The sequence below is a fragment of the [Ruminococcus] torques ATCC 27756 genome (assembly GCF_000153925.1).
Classification (GTDB): domain Bacteria; phylum Bacillota; class Clostridia; order Lachnospirales; family Lachnospiraceae; genus Mediterraneibacter; species Mediterraneibacter torques.
Genome location: NZ_DS264376.1, coordinates 29,896 through 47,978, shown reverse-complemented (window position 1 = coordinate 47,978; position 18,083 = coordinate 29,896). Strand labels below are relative to the sequence as shown.

The 18,083-nt window shown below is 41.2% G+C and carries 15 protein-coding genes; 3 read left to right on the top strand and 12 right to left on the bottom strand.

Annotated features, from left to right (window positions below; genetic code table 11):
• Positions 1–136: 136 nt before the first annotated feature.
• The 4 genes from RUMTOR_RS11245 to RUMTOR_RS11230 form a co-directional block, all read right to left on the bottom strand.
• Positions 137–3,265, bottom strand: a complete 3,129-nt coding sequence (locus RUMTOR_RS11245) for an ABC transporter permease (RefSeq protein ID WP_004847995.1) — start codon at positions 3,263–3,265, stop codon at positions 137–139.
• A gap of 40 nt (positions 3,266–3,305) precedes the next feature.
• The gene (locus RUMTOR_RS11240) at positions 3,306–4,010 is read right to left on the bottom strand and encodes an ABC transporter ATP-binding protein (RefSeq protein ID WP_004847993.1); all 705 of its coding nucleotides are present in this window, start codon (positions 4,008–4,010) and stop codon (positions 3,306–3,308) included.
• A gap of 42 nt (positions 4,011–4,052) precedes the next feature.
• Positions 4,053–5,294, bottom strand: a complete 1,242-nt coding sequence (locus RUMTOR_RS11235) for an MFS transporter (protein WP_009243271.1) — start codon at positions 5,292–5,294, stop codon at positions 4,053–4,055.
• Between the two features lie 121 nt (positions 5,295–5,415).
• The gene (locus tag RUMTOR_RS11230) at positions 5,416–6,237 is read right to left on the bottom strand and encodes a zinc dependent phospholipase C family protein (protein ID WP_004847991.1); all 822 of its coding nucleotides are present in this window, start codon (positions 6,235–6,237) and stop codon (positions 5,416–5,418) included.
• A 235-nt stretch (positions 6,238–6,472) separates the two neighbouring features.
• On the opposite strand from RUMTOR_RS11230, the gene RUMTOR_RS11225 reads away from it, so the two are divergent.
• Entirely contained in the window at positions 6,473–6,730 is a 258-nt protein-coding gene (locus RUMTOR_RS11225) for a helix-turn-helix domain-containing protein (RefSeq protein WP_004847990.1), read from the top strand.
• Between the two features lie 139 nt (positions 6,731–6,869).
• Here the strand turns inward: RUMTOR_RS11225 and RUMTOR_RS11220 are convergent, their stop codons facing one another.
• Genes RUMTOR_RS11220 through RUMTOR_RS11195 form a run of 6 tightly spaced genes read right to left on the bottom strand, consistent with a single transcriptional unit; the run spans position 6,870 to position 14,440 of the window.
• Positions 6,870–7,433, bottom strand: coding sequence for a S24/S26 family peptidase (locus RUMTOR_RS11220; RefSeq protein ID WP_004847985.1), 564 nt, complete (start codon positions 7,431–7,433; stop codon positions 6,870–6,872).
• Positions 7,426–7,707 carry a PqqD family protein gene (locus RUMTOR_RS11215; RefSeq protein WP_004847983.1) on the bottom strand — a complete coding sequence of 94 codons (282 nt, stop codon included), beginning with the start codon at positions 7,705–7,707 and terminating at the stop codon, positions 7,426–7,428. Before RUMTOR_RS11215 ends, RUMTOR_RS11220 begins: the two co-directional genes overlap by 8 nt.
• Positions 7,704–8,417 (bottom strand): hypothetical protein, encoded by a 714-nt coding sequence (locus RUMTOR_RS11210; protein ID WP_044998276.1) that lies wholly within the window; start codon positions 8,415–8,417, stop codon positions 7,704–7,706. Before RUMTOR_RS11210 ends, RUMTOR_RS11215 begins: the two co-directional genes overlap by 4 nt.
• A gap of 55 nt (positions 8,418–8,472) precedes the next feature.
• Positions 8,473–9,462: a hypothetical protein gene (locus RUMTOR_RS11205; protein WP_004847980.1), complete on the bottom strand. Its 990-nt coding sequence runs from the start codon at positions 9,460–9,462 to the stop codon at positions 8,473–8,475.
• 56 nt (positions 9,463–9,518) lie between these two features.
• Complete coding sequence (locus RUMTOR_RS11200) at positions 9,519–10,688, bottom strand: nucleotidyltransferase domain-containing protein (protein WP_009243276.1); 1,170 nt, start codon at positions 10,686–10,688, stop codon at positions 9,519–9,521.
• Between the two features lie 32 nt (positions 10,689–10,720).
• On the bottom strand, positions 10,721–14,440 hold the full coding sequence (locus RUMTOR_RS11195) for an N-6 DNA methylase (RefSeq protein ID WP_044998274.1): 3,720 nt from the start codon (positions 14,438–14,440) through the stop codon (positions 10,721–10,723).
• Positions 14,441–14,679: 239 nt separating this feature from the next.
• Here RUMTOR_RS11195 and RUMTOR_RS11190 point away from each other — a divergent pair, with 239 nt between their 5' ends.
• Both RUMTOR_RS11190 and RUMTOR_RS11185 read left to right on the top strand, forming a co-directional pair.
• Positions 14,680–15,345 carry a DUF6088 family protein gene (locus RUMTOR_RS11190; protein ID WP_173019860.1) on the top strand — a complete coding sequence of 222 codons (666 nt, stop codon included), beginning with the start codon at positions 14,680–14,682 and terminating at the stop codon, positions 15,343–15,345.
• Complete coding sequence (locus RUMTOR_RS11185; protein WP_004847974.1) at positions 15,342–15,938, top strand: nucleotidyl transferase AbiEii/AbiGii toxin family protein; 597 nt, start codon at positions 15,342–15,344, stop codon at positions 15,936–15,938. The genes RUMTOR_RS11190 and RUMTOR_RS11185 overlap by 4 nt, the downstream gene beginning before the upstream one ends.
• Here the strand turns inward: RUMTOR_RS11185 and RUMTOR_RS11180 are convergent.
• Together RUMTOR_RS11180 and RUMTOR_RS13330 are read right to left on the bottom strand one after the other, a co-directional pair.
• A complete protein-coding gene (locus RUMTOR_RS11180) occupies positions 15,920–16,891 on the bottom strand; it encodes an STING domain-containing protein (RefSeq protein WP_004847972.1) in 972 nt (323 codons plus the stop codon). The genes RUMTOR_RS11185 and RUMTOR_RS11180 overlap by 19 nt on opposite strands.
• Positions 16,875–18,053, bottom strand: coding sequence for an acyltransferase (locus RUMTOR_RS13330; protein ID WP_207634939.1), 1,179 nt, complete (start codon positions 18,051–18,053; stop codon positions 16,875–16,877). Before RUMTOR_RS13330 ends, RUMTOR_RS11180 begins: the two co-directional genes overlap by 17 nt.
• Positions 18,054–18,083: the final 30 nt, after the last annotated feature.

Below are 18,083 nucleotides of genomic sequence, written 5' to 3'. Positions count from 1 at the left end.
CCTTTCCCTACATTTTCCTAACACTTTCTTAACGCTGCCTTAACAGACCGCTCATTGCCGATAATATAAAGCTGCGCGGTGAGGACGATCCGGAATCGCTTCAACGCACAGCCTTGACAAAATGCTTTTTAGGTTTTTATTCCACACTTTTCAGTGATTCGACCATATTGATCTTTTTAAGTTTAAAATACATCGCTCCGTTTACGATCATAGAGAACGCAACCGTCAAAAGAAAACTGTATACAAAACTGCTCATATCGATATTTCTGCCAAACATAACCGTATCTATCTCGACAGTGACAATGATAAAGCGATGAAGTATCTTTCCGAGAGCGACGCCGAAAAGAGCGCCTAAAACCGTAAGTACGATATTTTCCCGATATACATACGCCGAAACTTCATTCGGATAAAATCCTAAAACTTTCAGCGTTGCCAGTTCTCTCTTTCGCTCTGTAATATTAATGTTGTTCAGATTATACAAAACGACAAATGCCAGCATTCCTGCCGATATTGTCAGAACAACGATCACAATGTCAAGCGCTCCCAACATATCGTCTACCTGTTGTTTCAAATCAGTCGTATAGCTCACACTCAACGCTCCCGGAAGCTGAAGAATATCTTCGCCGACACTTTGCGCTTCTTTTGTCGTTCCTGAAACCGTCTTATAGAAAACGGCATTGTACTCCGGTTTTTCGTTATAAACAGCCTCATACGCATCTGCCGTCATGTACAGGTAATGTCCCATATAATTTTCGCAGACAGCTTTGATCTTGACCTTGAGATCTCCTTTCTCTTCATCACGGATCGTAATCATGTCTCCTGCCTGTACTTCCAGTTCCTTCGCGATTTTTTCTGTCAAAACAACTTCTTTTTCATCCAGAGAATATCTTCTATCCGTCGTCCTTTCTTTCAAAGTCACAAACTCCGGGAATTGCTTTTTATCTTTCGGCACATCCAGATAGACATCGTGCCATTTACTTCCGTTTCCGATTGTAATCTGAGTCAGTATGCCTTCCATCGCATCGTCTACTTCTGTTTCTTTTCCAAGCATCTGCGCGACTTCACCTTTTTCTTTTTCCGAAGCGCCTTCCGCCATAATGACCGTTCCGTCATATCGCTGAATCTCGCCGTACTGAATATCGACAACCGCAAAGATCGAATCTTTCAAACCGAACCCTACGATCATCAGTCCCATACATCCTCCGATGCCGAAAATCGTCATAAAAAACCGTTTCTTATATCTGACAAGATTACGCACGCTTGCTTTCCAGGAAAAATTCAGCCGCTTCCACAAAAATGTAATCTTCTCAAAAACGACTCTCTGACCCTGCTTCGGCGTCGGCGGACGCATCAGTTGAGCCGCCTGTTCGCGCAGTTCCTTATAACATGCCAGTATCGTCGCCGCCAATGTACAAAACAGCGCCGTTCCCGCCGCTCCTATCCCGTACATCACATTATACGGTATGAGCAGTTCATTCATGTGTTTATACATTATCCCGTATGCATTGATGATAATATACGGAAATATCTTCTCCCCGGTAAAAATACCGGCCGCGCTTCCAAGAAGGGTCGCCAGAAACGCATATCCCAAATATTTCCCCGCTATCGAATGTCTCGCGTATCCAAGCGCTTTTAATGTTCCGATCTGAGTCCTCTGCTCTTCTACCATACGGGTCATCGTCGTAAGACTGATCAGTGCCGCCACTAGGAAAAATATCACCGGGAACACTTCGCCGATCGCTTTCATTCGGTCCGCATTATCACCGTATCCCGAATAATCCGGAAGGTCATTTCGGTCATAAATGTACCATTTCGGCTTTTCCAGTTCTGCAACTTCCGCTTTCGCATCAGCCAGCTCTGCCTGCGCTTCCGCTATCTTTTGCTCGCCTTCGGCGATCTCGGCGTTTGCCTCTGCTTCACCTGCATAATACTCTTCCCATCCGGAAGCAATCTCCTGCTCGCCGGATATGATCCCGGCTTCCGCGCCTGCGATCTGCTGCCTTGCCGCCTCAAGCTGTGCATACCCGTTATCAATCTGCCCTTGCGCATATTGAAGCTGAGCTCTCGTCTGATCGATCTGCGCCTGTGCCTCGACCACAGCTGCGTCTCCGATCTGGATCTGCATGCTCATCTGCTCCAACGCCGCAAGCGTTTCTTCGTCTGTCATTCCGCTTTCTTTCAAAGCCTCATACTGCGCTTTCACCGCATTTAATTGTTCAATCTGCTGATTCAACTGCACAATTCCCTGATCAAGCGCCGCTGTTCCGTTCTGAACTTCTGTCTGCTTCTGTGCCAAGGTCTGCTCTGTTGCGGCAACCTCCGCTTTGGAGTTCTCCAACTGCACTTTCCCACTATCGATCTGTGCCTGCGCGTTTTCCAGTTTCTGCCTTGCATCCGCCAGCTTTGCCGCCGCTTCCGCTTTCCCGTTTTCCAGCTTCGTCTGTGCATCTGTTACTTCGGCTTCCGCCTCCGCAATTTTCCCGTTCGCCTCATCGACAATTTCCGTATACCGGGCTTTTTGTCTCTGCTCCTTGATCTTCTCAATATTTTCTTTTGCTTTCGCGACCGTATCTTCATATTCCGAAGTAAATGCCGTCAATTCTTTTGCTCCTGCCGCCTGAATACAAATCTCTGTATAGACGTCCATTGCAAAGCTTTCTTCCTGTACATATACAAACGCCCGCACACTTCCGTTTCCGATTGTCGTACTGCCCCGCTGAAAAGCAATATACTCCGGACTGCTCACTGTACCTGTGATCCGAAACGTATCCGTTTTCAAAGAATCTGTAACCTCGGCATCCGTACCGCTTGAAAACGTGATCGTATCTCCGATCTTCAGTTTGCTTTTTTCCATGTAATCCACATCAACGACACATTCATTTTCCTTATTCGGAAGCCTGCCGTCCTCAAGCTGTATCTCATTCATCGTCGGAAGCATAGACATGACATGAACAACGATTTGATTATCACCGTCTGCCAAAAGAGCGTCCACAGAATACCGGCCTTCCACATGCCCGATCCCTTCTGCTTTTGAAGCCGCCTTTACGTCATCTTCCGTCAATCCCATCGTACTGATGATCCTAAGATCCATCATATTCTTATTATCAAAATACGCGTCTCCCGAATAACGCATATCCGGCTCCGAGGCACGTATTCCCGAAAAGAAGGCACATCCGATCGCAACGATGAAAAAGATGGAAAGGAAACGCCCGAGGCTGCGTCTGATCTCCATATAAAAATCTTTTCTCAGCGCACGTTTTTTCATTCACACCGCCTGCCATTTCCATTTCTTATTTTTATCCGAACTACCACTCGATCTCATCGATCGACATCGGGTTTTCATTTGTTTCCATATGAGACACCTGCCCGTTCTTAATATGAATCAATCTGTCTGCCATAGGTGCAAGAGCCTGATTATGGGTAATCACGATCACTGTCATCCCCCGTTCCCGGCACATGTTTTGTAAAAGCTTCAAAATTGCCTTTCCCGTATTATAATCAAGCGCTCCTGTCGGCTCGTCGCAAAGGAGCAACTTCGGGTTCTTCGCAAGAGCGCGGGCAATCGAAACACGCTGCTGCTCGCCTCCGGAAAGCTGCGCCGGAAAATTATCCAATCTGTCGCCAAGCCCTACATCTTCCAATACCTTTTTTGCATCAAGAGGATCTTTACATATCTGAAGCGCAAGCTCTACATTTTCAAGCGCGGTCAGATTCGGGATCAGATTGTAAAACTGAAATACGAATCCGATATCATCCCTGCGGTATCCGGTCAACTGTCGGGAATCATACGCCGTAATATCTTTTCCGTCCACTGTCAGCGTTCCGCCTGTCGCGGTATCCATGCCGCCTAAAATATTAAGCACCGTCGTTTTTCCCGCGCCGCTTGGTCCGACAATTACAACAAACTCTCCTTTTTTGATAGAGAAATTAATATTGTCTGCTGCCCGGATCTCCACTTCTCCCATATGATAAACTTTCGTGATATCCTTTAATTTGACAAATTCCTCCATCCTGTCACCTCTTTCATCCCATATGTTTTCCTCATTCGATTTTCATCGCACGCTATTTAATTTTGCCGAATATCTAAATAATACAAGCCCAACTAAAAACATCACGGAAAGTGCGCTGACAGCAATATTGATGCTCCCCGTCATCTGACTGATAAAAGATACGAGCGCCGTTCCGATAACCGATGCGCCTTTGCCGCAAATGTCATAAATGCCGAAATATTCTCCCGACTTCTCCGCCGGTATGATCTTCGCAAAATATGATCTTGAAAGCGCCTGTATCGTTCCCTGGAACATTCCCACAAGAACTGCGAGCATCCAGAAATCAAACTGAGTATCCAGCCAATATGCATACACTGCAATTCCAAAATATGCCATGATACAGACAGTAATGATCTTCTCCGGAGAAACTTTCTTTACGATCCTTCCGAAAATAAGTACAGACGGAAACGCAACGATCTGTGTCACAAGAAGGGCGAGCAAAAGTCCCGTGCTGTCCAATCCAAGAGCCTGTCCGTACGCTGTCGCCATATCAATAACGGTATACACACCGTCAATATAAAAGAAAAACGCAAGTAAAAATACAAAAATATGCTTTTCCTTAACCAACTCCGCAAAAGTTTTCCCAAGCCGCTTAAAACTGTCTTTTACAACATGTCCGTTTACTTCGGCAAAATATTTCTGTCTGTAAGAGCGAAGAAGCGGTACAGACGATAACAGCCACCAAAGCGCAGTAATAATAAACGCAATGATCATCGCAGTCTGCATTCCGATCCCCAACGGTTTTGCTCCGAGCACAACGCCGAGACATGCCACAAACGGAATACAGCTTCCGATATATCCCCACGCATAGCCGTGAGACGAAACTGCGTCCATCCGTTCCGGGTCGGTCACATCAGTAAGCATCGCGTCATAAAAAATCAGACTTGCCGAATATCCGGTCTTTGCCAGTACAAAAATACCTAAAAACCAAATCCACGATGACAGAAACCCTAACAAAATACATCCGAAAACACCTACTCCCATCGCAACAAAAAACACTGTTTTCTTAAAATTTTTCGTATCCGCAATCGCTCCGAGCGTCGGCCCTAAAATCGCCACAAGAAGCGTGCACACAGAAGTTGCATATCCCCAGTACGCCAGATAATCTACGTCCGATATACCGGCGTTTCCCGCAAGATAATTAAAATAAATCGGAAATATGGTCGATACCATCATTGTAAACGCCGAATTTCCCACATCATAAAGAACCCACTTTTTTTCTAACGAAGTCAGTTTAAATTTCATCGCCTTGTCTCCCTTTCCCTCATTCTGCCATCGCCAGACCCGAACCGCATGACGGCTGTACCGCATCCTTTCCACATCTGCCCGGTCTTCGGCTCATGTTTTGCTTTAGCTTATCGCCTGTTTATAAAGGCAGATCTTTCCATCCCTCACCTGCGCCGAACGTTCTTGTAAAACGTTCCGGAATTTCGTCTCCCTCAAACAAAACTTTCTGGTAACGGATGATCAATCCCGCCGCCAGCGGAACTGCCCCGGCAAACAGCCTTTTTAAAAGACGACAGTACTCTTTACACGCCGGATTCGGTTCAAGACTCATAACCATCCCATGCAGAGAATCATACTGCCCTGATAGCCGCATTCCGCCGAAAAGGATCTTCCTTTTTACCGCGCCGGGCGCCAGCAAAAGCTTATGATACATAATCATCCCTTTCAAAGCTTTTTGTACCGTCTCTGCTGTCAGATCTTCAAAAAACGGCGCTATGACCGCCCCGTTCTCCTTCGTCGGACGGATATGCTTTGTGGCAAGATAACGCACAGGATTAATATAATCTTCCTTTAAGAGAAGCCGGTCAAACTCCATCTCGATCTCCGAATGGCTGATTCCGCTTTCATGGATCATCTTCTCAACATACGGATGGCACTCACTGTCTAAAGCAAAATGACAGATGACACCGTAAATATATGCTCTTGCCGCTGCCGGATCTTCCGCTTTTTTCACAGTTTCCGCAGCGTGGCGGAAAAACAGATCCGCCGGCTTATCATGAAGGTCATATCCCTGACCGTTCACTGTATTTCTCTTCATCGGATGATAATAAAAAAGAATATCAGGACCATGAAGTCCGATATCAAATAATTCTCTGTGATTCTCAACTGTGCTGCGAAGCGGCCTCGGAAGCGCGCTGATCACTTCTTTTCCAAATTTGTAATGTGCATATGTCGTAGGCATAAATCTTCCTCTTTTCACGTACTTTTTCTTTTAATTTTATTATCACATATTCAAGACAAAAAATCCAGAATTACACTCCGTTTGATATGTTAAATTTTTGCAAACTTCTCGTTCGATATCCGATATTTTGTATCACTTTTACAACCCCGCGCAGATCTTTTCCCTTGTAAAATCAATAAAAAGTGCAGAAAATGAGACATTTTCAAGCGCACCGTTCTCAGAAAGGAATATACTTATGCCGAAACCAAGAACATCTACCGGAGAAAAAAATCTGATCAGTAAAAGACTCATCAAACTTCGAGAGAAGCATAATATGTCGCAGCGGCTTTTAGCTTATCAGCTTCAATTAAACGGCTATGATATGGATAAAAACGTCATTACAAGAATCGAAACAAATAAACGCTATGTCACAGATGTGGAGCTAAAAGCACTCTCTGAGATTTTCCACGTTTCATACGATTATCTCATCGACGGAAAAGAAGACGAGATATAATATTCGATACTTCCGCCTTGCTTCCCGCGGAGAATCTTATAAATCCATTGCCGAAATATGCGGCATTACCGCTGAAAATGCAAAAGAGATTCTGGAGTAGGCATCCGCCTGTTCCAACTCATTATTGTGCCGCGCCGACTCATCTTTTGCTTGCCCGGCTTCGTATTTTCATCACCGCTTTTACTGCCCATACGGCACACCGTCTCGGAAACAGCGGACTGCACCATAACTTTACGTATTGTTTATATTTTTTATTTTTTTCACAATCTATATACTGATTCCCTCTGTAAAATCCGGTCAGCGCAGCCAGAATCTGCTCCGGCTGCACGCCATATTCTTTCCGATACTGATTATCTCCGCAAAGAACGTAACTATTATGATCCGAATTTTCCATCACTCTGTGCAATACATAAGCGCCGTTCTCTCTTCGATACAAGATTACTTGATGACGACAAACCTCTTCTTTTACAGGTTCTAAGATCAATACGTCCTTTTTCGGGCGGATACATGGCAGCATGCTGTTTCCCTCAGCCGTAAGAACCAGCTTCCCCTGCTCTTTCAGGATTTCTTCTAATCCACGGCTTTTCAAATTCTTATCTTCCCTGCCTTCTTCCTTTTTACCCTCTTGTTTACTTTCCTGTTTACTTTCCTGTTTATCTTCTTTTTTACTATCCTCACATTTTTCTGTTTTAAATTCACTCATTTGTTTCTTCCAATATTTCCGCATTTCGCAGTTGTTGTAAAAAGCGGTCCAAATCATCGGCCGCAACGCTTTCATCAACTTCGTATTTTTCTGCCATTGCCTGTAAAACCTGTTCCTTCGTCGTTTCCTTTCGGCACTGTTCCCACAAAAATGCGCCTGTATCATTTAACCGGATCATCCCGTGAAATACTTTTCCCGCTTCACCGACCGGAACTACGACATGATCTCCTGCCACCTTGCGAAGCAAAAAACCTTCTTTTATTTTTATCTTCATTTTTCTTCTCCTTTCATACAAAAATATGCCGTCTTAGCCGCTTCTTCTTCCATAGTACACTCCATTTTGTAAACCGGAACAGACTGTAAAAAACGATCTAAAAAAGAGAGCAGCAAATTCGTCTCTTCTTCATCTCCGTAAAATAATGTCTGCGGCAATATCAGAGGAAGAGCTTCCCCCGAAGTAATCTTCTGTATTTTATTTGTTTTTCCTCTATGCAGCATACAAAGTCCTTGTATCGGCGCTTTGCGATTCTCATTTTTATCGGTTTTCCCGCTGAACGGAGTCCCGCATGCATAAAATACGCCGTTTTGCAGACAAACTGCGGGCTTGTCATCGTTAATGATCCGAATCGGTTCTCCTTTGAACGTCTGCCGCCAAAGCTGCGCATGCGTAGATTTCCCTGTTCCGCTCGGAGCCGAAAAAAGATAGGCTTTTCCCTCTTTTTCTACTGCCGAAGCATGGATCATAAACCCTTGATGTTTTAACAGTTTCATATAAAATTCAGCTCCGGCACAACTATATTCACACTCTTCTATAGACAGGTGCGGATATTGCTTTCTCAGTTTTTCATAATCTTCTTTCGTACCGTCAAGCGTTATATCAGGCTGCCCCTCTGTATCCGACCGATACGTCTCCATACGCCGCCGAAGCAGACCGTAAAGCGGTTCATAAGATACAACACATCCTGCAAATTCATAAATCCCCACTGTACTTCCTCCCGAATCACAAATCTAATCTGTCCTTTTTCCGAGAAAACTCCCTCTATTTTTTCACTTCTTGTTTTTCAAGCGCTTCATCACGCTGTTTTGTTAACTGTTCGATTTCTTCCAGACACTTCTGTTCGTATTCCGAATATTTCTGACGACGCTGTTCTATTCTGTTCGCTCTGTCTTCTAAAGTTCCTTCATAACATGTAACGCTTCCGACTACAAGATCACTTTCACTTTGTTTTTGTAAGAGCAGATCAAGTATTTCCTCAAAATGCTCCAGCGAAGCCTCGCCTGCAATCTCCATCTGCCGTTCCAAACTAAAATCCGATAAAACAACTACGCTTCTCGCTTCTATGACCTGATCCAAAATATTTTCGATCGTTTCCATATCTTCACGCATGGAAATATTCTGGCATTCTTCTATCTCCATATTGTAATCTGTATTTTTTCCATGCTTCAAAGAAGATGCATCTTTCGCAAAAGCCACCCCGATCTTAAAATCCATTTCTGTAAAATGCGGATATAAAATCTTGCTTCCTCTTCCATATTCCTTACCGTTAAAAAAATAGGCGCCCGCAATCTTTCCCGTACTTTCTTCGTATTGTTTGACAGTACTTTTCAGCATTTCTATATAAGCGTCTTTCTCCTCCCCGATCTCACCTCCAAAAGCGAAATCCCAGCCTTGCTGTCCTAAATACGTCACTGTTTCCTGATGATGCTCCGCTGTGTTTTTCAAAACAAGAGTGGCCTGTATCCCTCTGCCTTCAAGAGCCGGAACGATCCGATCCATCAGTTCCTGATCTTCCTCTGAAAATGCAAGAATTACGTTCGCCGGTTTCTCAATATCATTCACTTCTGCTTTTTTATTTTCCATGTCATTGCGTATCTCTCGGATCTTTTTATCATACTCCTTGTACGTTTCCTGCAACCCGTTTAAGCTCTCCATCTGCTTTTTTTCCCCGTATCTCCAATAGAAAAGCAGACCGAAAAGTCCGATTGCCAAAACAAATACGAGCAAAATCTGTATTTTCTTATTTCTCATAACGCTCCTTAAGTAATCCTGTTATCACTGTGTCTAAAATCTCATTTTGTATTTTATCAAAAATTCTCCGAAACGTCTTCTAAACCGCATCTTTCAAAAAACTGACACCGTTCTTTTTGCTCCTGATCTTCAACACGGTCAAAAGTTTTTGCTCTTTCAATATGATATCCTATATTTCCCCTGCTTGCTGTCAATGCTCTTTTATATCTAACCAACCACGCAGCCGGAAGCAAAATCGGTGTTTTCAGCCACGGACAAGATGTCTTCATCACCTCATAAGACGGAAAGACCAACTGTTTTACAAACTTGTTCTTTGATTCATACAGCACAGTTCCGTTCCTGCGCGCTGTTTCCCTGCTGCCGAAAATACCGCCTGACAAAGCATAGTTTTCCAGTTCATCCGATACTTCCGTTCTCACAGTTTTCTCATCATCCGAAAACCAAAGCTGTGCCAAAGACCTGATATTCTCCTCAAACTTCTGAAGTTTCAAAGCTTTGAGCTGCCGCTGCACATATGCTTTATCCATTCGTGGCGTTTCCGACAAAATATAAATATCAAGAACCATTCGGATTCCGATGCCGCCTCTCACAAAATGCTCGGCAAGATGGCACACCGAATGCAAGTAATGATCTTCCAAACTCATTTCATATATATACTGTTTCCCTTTTGCATGAATTGCCCGCTCCCAAATATCAGCAAAATAGTCGTATGCATTGGTCAGTCTGAACAGAACATCTCTGTGCATTTCAATCGTCACGCCGTCTTTTTCATATTCGTCATGCTTGATGTTATATCCCCCGAACTTGTATCCGGCATCCTGCATAACCTGTTTTAATTTCTTTGTCTGATCTTCTTTATATAAAATATCCAGATCTCCCATCGTACGAAATTCCGGGTACGGATAAAACTGCTTTGTCCGTATTCCTTTCAATGGCATACAATAAATCCCGTTTTTTTCAAACAACTCAAACAACGTCTCTGCCGCATACGCCTGCTGCGCGTCTTTGTATGCATAATCTTTCAAATAAAAAAACAGTTTTTCCCGATACGGTTCCTCCATAAATACAGGACATTCCTGCAAAAACGGTAAGACTCCGTGTACTCTTGCACACTTTATCACACGTTCGATTTCCTCTTTTGAAATCTGCATCGACCACTCGGACTTGTTTTTCCCCGCCAGTACATCTCTGATGATTTCAATTAATCTTTTTTCTTCTTTCTTCAAAACAATCTCCTTTGCGGCAGTCAAAAATATATTCACCTGAAATATTTATGGACAAAAGCATCCTTTTCAATTTCAAACTTTTCCTTTTTACCGATACATTCAAACTTCGATTTCTCAACGGACTGCACAAAATCAGCAAACTCGTCCTGCAGTTGTCTTGTCGGAACAGGTACTACGATTTTCTTCATAGCGTCATTCATCAGCTTATTATTTCCCACACGACTTACAAACTTATAAGCGATCCGATTCAACAAATATGCCAGATATCTCATATTTACCTTATCGTTTTTTGCTTTCAGTGTTCCACATACATTTGTACAGTTGAATTTTCCGTTTCTGTAAAAAACAGTTCCTGCTTTCGCGCCGTCAGTCGTCCACGTAATATACTCTCCGTCAAAATCAAACGTATCAATAGATCCGAATATACCGTCGTTTGTTGTCTGAGAAGAATATACCGGATATGGACCTTTATGATTTTCTATATACTGCTGATTGATCACTCTGCCTCTCCCGTCAATACATAAATCCTCTACGGAATACCCTTCATACTTTGAAAATACTCCATCGGAAATAAACTCCTCCAAATGAAATATTTGATCAAATTTTGTCCTGATACTATTCTCGTATTTTTCAATTTCAGCATTTTGTCCGTTTATCTTATCATCTAACGCTTTAAGCTCATCGATTATATTCTTCTGGATCTTTGTTTCCGGCGCCTGAACAACCAACGATCTGATCCTTTGTGCGGAAGCTCTGTTGTTTCTGGAAAACCTTTCATATTCACCTTCAGCCTGAAGCGCATACATCATATATTCGGGAAGGATTTTTTCGGTTTTGATCCTTAACACGCCGCAATGATCCGTAGGATAAAAAGGCACACCGGCCGGAATGATATTCACCATCCAATCACCGTCGATTCCCCATATCACCGAAGGACGGCTGTAATCTTTCATATTTTCTTTGTCGATCCTGCCAAACTCTTCATACACATTCGCGCTGTAAACAGGCACTCTTCCTCCGGAAACGATCTCTTCCGACAAAACCCGGTCTCCGATCGTTATATCAAACGTCTTTTCATCAGAAAGGGAATATACCGTCAGGCCCGGATCATCTTTCAGAAGCCGCGTCTTCGTAGTTTTTATAGCTTTGTTAAAATACACCTCGCTAAAACTGATCATATCTTTCGTATGAAGATAATAATAATACTCTTCCAGATCATCTAAAGACACTTCCTCTCCGTTAAACATTTTTCGGATCAGACTTGCAATCGTACGATCAGACATCCTGTTTTCCGCATCATACAGCATCCCGCCTTCATCTATGATCTGTATTCCTTCCTGCCCCTTTCGATTGCTCCATTTATAACCTAAAAACTTCTCCTGACCTTTGTTATCATCCGGAGCTGCCACGATCAATGTCCTTTGATCATAAACAAAAGAGAAATATTTCATTTTTTCCCGTTCTATCTTTTTTACATATTGATAATACTGCTTTGTCAGCAGTTTTTTCTGCTCTTTTTCTGATAATTTACCGAACGTCTTTTGTTTCTGCTTTTCTTTCGTTTTTGATAATGCCAAAAAAGCTTCTTTATACTTTAAAAAATATTTATCTTCTATATCGCCGATATCAACCGCTTCTGATAAGAACCGTTCATAGACTTCAGAACTTACGTCGATCTTTTTCAAATACTGTTCCAATATCGCTTTGTCTTCCCATCCGTCCAAATTACATCCGTTAAAAACAGCGTCGATGCTGTCTTCGATCAAATCGGCTTTTTTCGGCGGTTCATTATATTTTTCCAGAAACAACACAACCGTATTCGTTCCTGTCGCGCCAAACGTCTTATTTCCCATAAGAACGATCGCCCTTATCTTGAAATTCTTTAATATAGATTCCCTTGCGCAGATAAAACTTTCATTTTCCTTATTCAATATACTGCTCGGCAAAATAACCGCCGCCACTGCGTTCGGTTTCAAAAGCTGGGAAATCCTCTCGACAAATAATGTTTCTATTTCAGATCCGTTATTTGAAATAGTATCTAATATAGAAAACGAATTATTTTTAAGCTTTAAATGGGGCTTAAACGCAGATACAGAATACGGAGGATTCGCTACTAAAATGTCAAATGTATTCGGTTTTATATTTTTGTCAGGATAGTTTTCCAGACCGTCTCCGAATATAATATTTCCCTCGCCTGCACCATGCATAAACAGCGAGATCTTAGATACGCGGGCTAATCTGTAATCTTTCTCAATCCCGAAAATATTGTTCTCGGCAAAAGATCGGTCAAGCTCTCTTAAACTATCATTTGCCTTAACACATGCTGAGACAGCTTCAAACCCTTCCGTCAAAAAATGTCCGGCTCCGCAGGCATAATCGATGATCTTCGGCAAGCCCGCACCTTCTTCGGTTTTAAGTATTTTCTCGACGGGCAGACTGTTCCATATAAATCTTGTGATCGGAACAGGAGTAAAAAACTGACCTTCATTCTGCTTAAAGCCTTTGCTGAGCAGTTGTTCAAACAAATCTCCTAACATCTGAAGATTTTCAGATCCTATTATTCTGAATTTTTCAAACAACTGAACAACTTCTACTAATATTTTACCGTTTTGTAAAAATAATTGTTCGTTGTGAACGTCTTTGAACGCAAAATCATTGTTTGTATAAAATTTCAATATACGCAGCGTATGTTTCAGATGAGCGATCATATTTTTTCTCTCTTGTCCGGTATATTGACGAACTAAATTTTCGGCATAGTCATCAGGCACATAAAAAATTTCTTCTTTCATAAATTTTTCCATGCCTTCTTTATGTAGACGCTGAAGCCTGTCCTGCAAACTTTCGTAAGTATCCGTGCCGACTTTGTACTGAAAATCTACGATCTCCTCCATATCTTTTTGAATCTCATCGACTAATTTACAAATAAACAGAGCCACTAAACGGTTAAATGCATTTTCCTTATCCGAAACATTATTATGACGTAAAATCTCTTCAAACTTATTTACAATTTTATTATTGTCCGCAAAATCTTTCAGATCCGCTTTTCTAAGCGGTTTTACCCCGATTTGATATGCGCTTGAATCATCTCTGAAAATTACATCTCCCGAAAATCGCTTTTCATACGTTTCATCCCACACCGAATATAATTCCGAAACTGTATGTGCATTTTTAAATAATTTAATAGAGTCATCTTTTTGGGATAAAGCAACAATATTCGCATCGTCAGAACAATCAATACTTTCCGTATCCCATTTTATCTGCTTGCCTTCATATTTCGACGCATAAAGAACGAGAAACTTACAGCTTCTTTCCTGCTGCCAATATGAGAATAACTGGCCACCATCATTTACTATATTTTTATATTCCTTTTCATATTCTCTGCCGTAAGTTTTACACTCAACAATAAACAGCGTATTCCCTTCCTGATCAGATACGCAAATATCAGCCCGTCCGCCTTTCGACTCATGCCCCAGCGTCCACTCTTTTTCTAAATTTAAATGCTCCGGGCGATACCCCTTGTCAAACAGCCTTGTCACACATTCCAATACGACAAAATTTTCAGGAGCGGAAAAATTGCACGTCGTTCTATTAGAAATCGTCATTCCCCGATCTTCAGGATAGATTATTGTTCTGTTTTTCAAATCCACTTTAATATAACAATCGACAGATGGGAAAAATTTTTCATAAATATGATTTTTCTTTATGTAACCCATTGATAAGAGAAGGTCTTTAATATAACTTTCTGATATCATTTTCGTTTCTCCTCCGGTATAATATTCCGATTTATTATTTTTCTTCATCGACAATTATATCACGGATAAATAATACAGTCATGTATTTTCTAAGATAGCGAAAAATGGCTAATCGATAATATATAAAATATGTGACATATATAAAAACTGTACTACCTTTCATAATTTTTGATTTTTGATGTATGAATCAGATTTTTAATAGGAACACTCAAATAAGAGGCATAGAACCTATTGCAATCATGTCACGAATAATATATAATATTCGTGACATGAAGGGAGGCGGTATTGTGGACAACGGATATACAAAACGAATACGAGAGCGTGTTCTTTCTCTTGAAGATGGAACTGTTTTTGTGACGTCCGATTTTGCGGATATTGCAGATACATCCACTATTCGTCAAAGTTTAAGCCGTTTAGTGCAGTCAGGAACATTGCGCCGTATTTTGAAAGGAGTTTATGAAAAGCCAAAATACAGTAAACTTCTGGATGAATATGTGGCGGTCGATCCGGAAGCAGTGGCAACCGCATTGGCACGAAGTTATCACTGGACGATTGCCCCATGTGGGAATACAGCATTGAACCTGTTAGGACTTTCAACACAGGTAACAGCAGTATGGTCCTATATCAGCGATGGTCCATATAAGACCTACGAGTGGAACTCTACAAAGCTGGAATTTAAGCACCGGACCAATAAAGAGATTACCGGATTGTCTTATATGACAAGTTTGGTTATACAGGCATTAAAAACCCTTGGCAGATCAAATGTTACACCAGCAGTCATACAGATGCTTTCCGAAAAACTGACAGACAAGGATAAACAGGCTTGTTTGAAGGAAGCAACCGAGTCTACGGATTGGGTTTACGATACGATACGGCAGATTTGTGGAGGTAAAAAGGTACAATGAGAAATATAGCAAGACTTTCAGATAACGACCGCAGGGAGCTGTTCAGAAATACAGCTGATAAAATGGGGCTGAATGATGCCATTGTGGAAAAAGACTTTTGGGTATGTTTTACGCTGGATTATTTATTTCACCGCTCACCATGGAAAGAGTCCATTACCTTTAAGGGCGGTACCAGCCTTTCCAAAGCCTTTCACCTGATCAGCCGGTTTTCAGAAGATATTGATTTGATTCTGGACTGGCGTGTATTGGGATATGGCAAAGACGAACCCTGGGAGAAACGTTCCAATACAAAACAGGATGCTTTTAACAAAGAAGCCAATGCGCGTGCGGAGGTATTTCTGGCTGAAACATTCTGTCCGGCAGTCAGATCCGGCTTATCCCAGAAAATCGGTTGTGAAGCAAATGTCTACATAGATGAAAAGGATAAACAGACGGTCATTTTCGCCTATCCGCACCTTTTTACAAATACGGCGACCTTACAGGTGATCCGTTTAGAGATTGGTGCGCTGGCAGCGTGGACTCCTGCAAAAACGGCGCAGATTGAACCATACGCGGCAGAATATTATCCGAAGATTTACAGTTTATCTTTATAGACTTTTCTAACGCTTACACTTTTCCGCGTATAAATATCTTCTAAGATCAGATTATTCACAGTTTTTATAAAGTTATTCAATTCTTTTTCTTTCGCAAGTTCCTTAATCTCTTCAATGCCGATATAATCTACTCCCAACGCCAACTCAACTGATCTATATGCAGCCGATAATGTCAACGGAACATCAATAACCGTAAGATCACCTGTGTTCTCCAATTTTCCATAATCAATATTAACACCTATTTTTCTAATACTACTGTCTACTGTCACCTTTTCTACTGCATGATTTTCATAAACATATTCGCTCCACATGCGTAAATCTTCAGATACTTTAGCAGGAATAGCTACTTCTAATCTTTTAGCACTGTTTTTCACATCATACTTTTTTCCGGCAATACAAACTGCATCCAATTTCTGTATTGCTTGAGATACCGGCTTCAGAAAATTTTCAAAATATCCAACTGCCAAGCTAGTAGATGGTAAAAGACTGATTCGAGCAACTTTCTGTTCTTTCTGTATTTTTTCTGTAATCGTTAAAATCTTTTTACTCAAATCCTGCATCTTGTCAAAAAAGACAACATTGACCCCCAGCAGATCGGATGCTATTTGACAGCCTTCTTGAATTAGGAAAAAACATCTCGCATATGTAAGAATTCCCGCATATAACCCAAACTCCAAATAAACATTATCACGAGCGGCATATTTGTGGGTTCTATCTGATTCTCTTCTTACATAATCATCTTTCCCGCCAATAAAAATCGCATAATCAAAACTAAGCGATTTCTTAAGCAATTCATGATAAGTACACTGCCCCAAATCAAAAAAATTATCGCACCATAACTGGCAGACATACTCACCGTCTAAAAGACTTTTTACTTTTTCCGCGATCTTTACGCTTTCTTTAGAAGAACCAATAAAGATTCTAGGTTTCATCCTTTCACCTGCTTTCTTCATATTCACCTGAATTCTGCAATACAGCCCGCAGCTGCTTCATATTTTGATTTCTGTCTTTTACATATCTGCAAGGAGCTCCCGCATAAATCTTCCATCCTTCAAGTGTATGTTTCACAAAACTCATTGCTCCTACGGCTGCTCCTTCTTCTAATTTAACGCCTGGCAAAATTGTACTTCCTGTTCCCACGCTCACATAATCTTCTAAAATAACTCGTCCTTCGATCACGCTGCGATAAGCTGTAGGAATCATAGAGTTATTTAATTGTTCTCCCGAGAAATCATCACTCACCGCATAAACAGCACATCTTGATGATACAGTTACAAAATCTTGCAATATAATTCCCTTTACACCGCCTATCAAACATGTATATGCAGAAATATGTATATACGAACCAAGTTTTATATTTCCACTTAATATACAAAAATCATCTATTCGAATATTATCTCCCAGTACGATCTGTTCCGGATTATAAATACTTGCCTTTCTGCTTACAAGTACATTTGTACCATATTTTAAAAATCCGATTGTCTTTAATTCACTTTCACTAAGGAAACTGGTTTCCTCATTCTGTTTTTTCTCCACCTGCACAGGATTTGTTGCTTCTGAACATTTTAAAACTTTCCGACATTTTCTATATATCCACTCAAAATATTCAGCATATTCCGGATTATCAACTCTCCTTATTTCTATCATTTCCTGAAGTCCCTCATACAATCTTATGACTGCATATCCGGATGCACTTTTAAAAACCCAAAAAGGCAAATATTTTTTCTTTACCATTAATCCCCAAAAGTGAAAAAATGAAACTGTATTACTGGCATCCGCATCATTAGGATCAATCGGTACATTTTCGTCAAATTTCTTATATAAATTATGTCTGGCAGTTGTATACTCTTTATTACCCCCTTGCTGAAAATACTCCTTTACCGCGCCAAGATTAGATATTCTGATACTTGCAACACCAACAAGAATGGCGGAAATTCCTGATAAAATAGCAACGATATTTACAACATCTTTGATATGATATTGTTTAATATATTCTATGATCGGATCAAATAATGTAATATTTCTGCCGTCTAAAATATGAAAACCCACAATAAAAACAATGCACACGAATGAAATCACAACAAAAAAGTACGTCTTATTTTTCTTGTTAATCAAATCATCTCCTCCTGAATATTGAGAAATATT

Coding starts and splice junctions, on each gene's coding strand:
- RUMTOR_RS11185 (WP_004847974.1), top strand. CDS start 15,342: ATGAGAAATATAGCAAGACTTTCAGATAACGACCGCAGGGAGCTGTTC.
- RUMTOR_RS11245 (WP_004847995.1), bottom strand. CDS start 3,265: ATGAAAAAACGTGCGCTGAGAAAAGATTTTTATATGGAGATCAGACGC.
- RUMTOR_RS11195 (WP_044998274.1), bottom strand. CDS start 14,440: ATGATATCAGAAAGTTATATTAAAGACCTTCTCTTATCAATGGGTTAC.
- RUMTOR_RS11225 (WP_004847990.1), top strand. CDS start 6,473: ATGCCGAAACCAAGAACATCTACCGGAGAAAAAAATCTGATCAGTAAA.
- RUMTOR_RS11230 (WP_004847991.1), bottom strand. CDS start 6,237: ATGCCTACGACATATGCACATTACAAATTTGGAAAAGAAGTGATCAGC.
- RUMTOR_RS11180 (WP_004847972.1), bottom strand. CDS start 16,891: ATGAAGAAAGCAGGTGAAAGGATGAAACCTAGAATCTTTATTGGTTCT.
- RUMTOR_RS11220 (WP_004847985.1), bottom strand. CDS start 7,433: ATGAGTGAATTTAAAACAGAAAAATGTGAGGATAGTAAAAAAGAAGAT.
- RUMTOR_RS11240 (WP_004847993.1), bottom strand. CDS start 4,010: ATGGAGGAATTTGTCAAATTAAAGGATATCACGAAAGTTTATCATATG.
- RUMTOR_RS11215 (WP_004847983.1), bottom strand. CDS start 7,707: ATGAAGATAAAAATAAAAGAAGGTTTTTTGCTTCGCAAGGTGGCAGGA.
- RUMTOR_RS11190 (WP_173019860.1), top strand. CDS start 14,680: ATGTCACGAATAATATATAATATTCGTGACATGAAGGGAGGCGGTATT.
- RUMTOR_RS11205 (WP_004847980.1), bottom strand. CDS start 9,462: ATGAGAAATAAGAAAATACAGATTTTGCTCGTATTTGTTTTGGCAATC.
- RUMTOR_RS11235 (WP_009243271.1), bottom strand. CDS start 5,294: ATGAAATTTAAACTGACTTCGTTAGAAAAAAAGTGGGTTCTTTATGAT.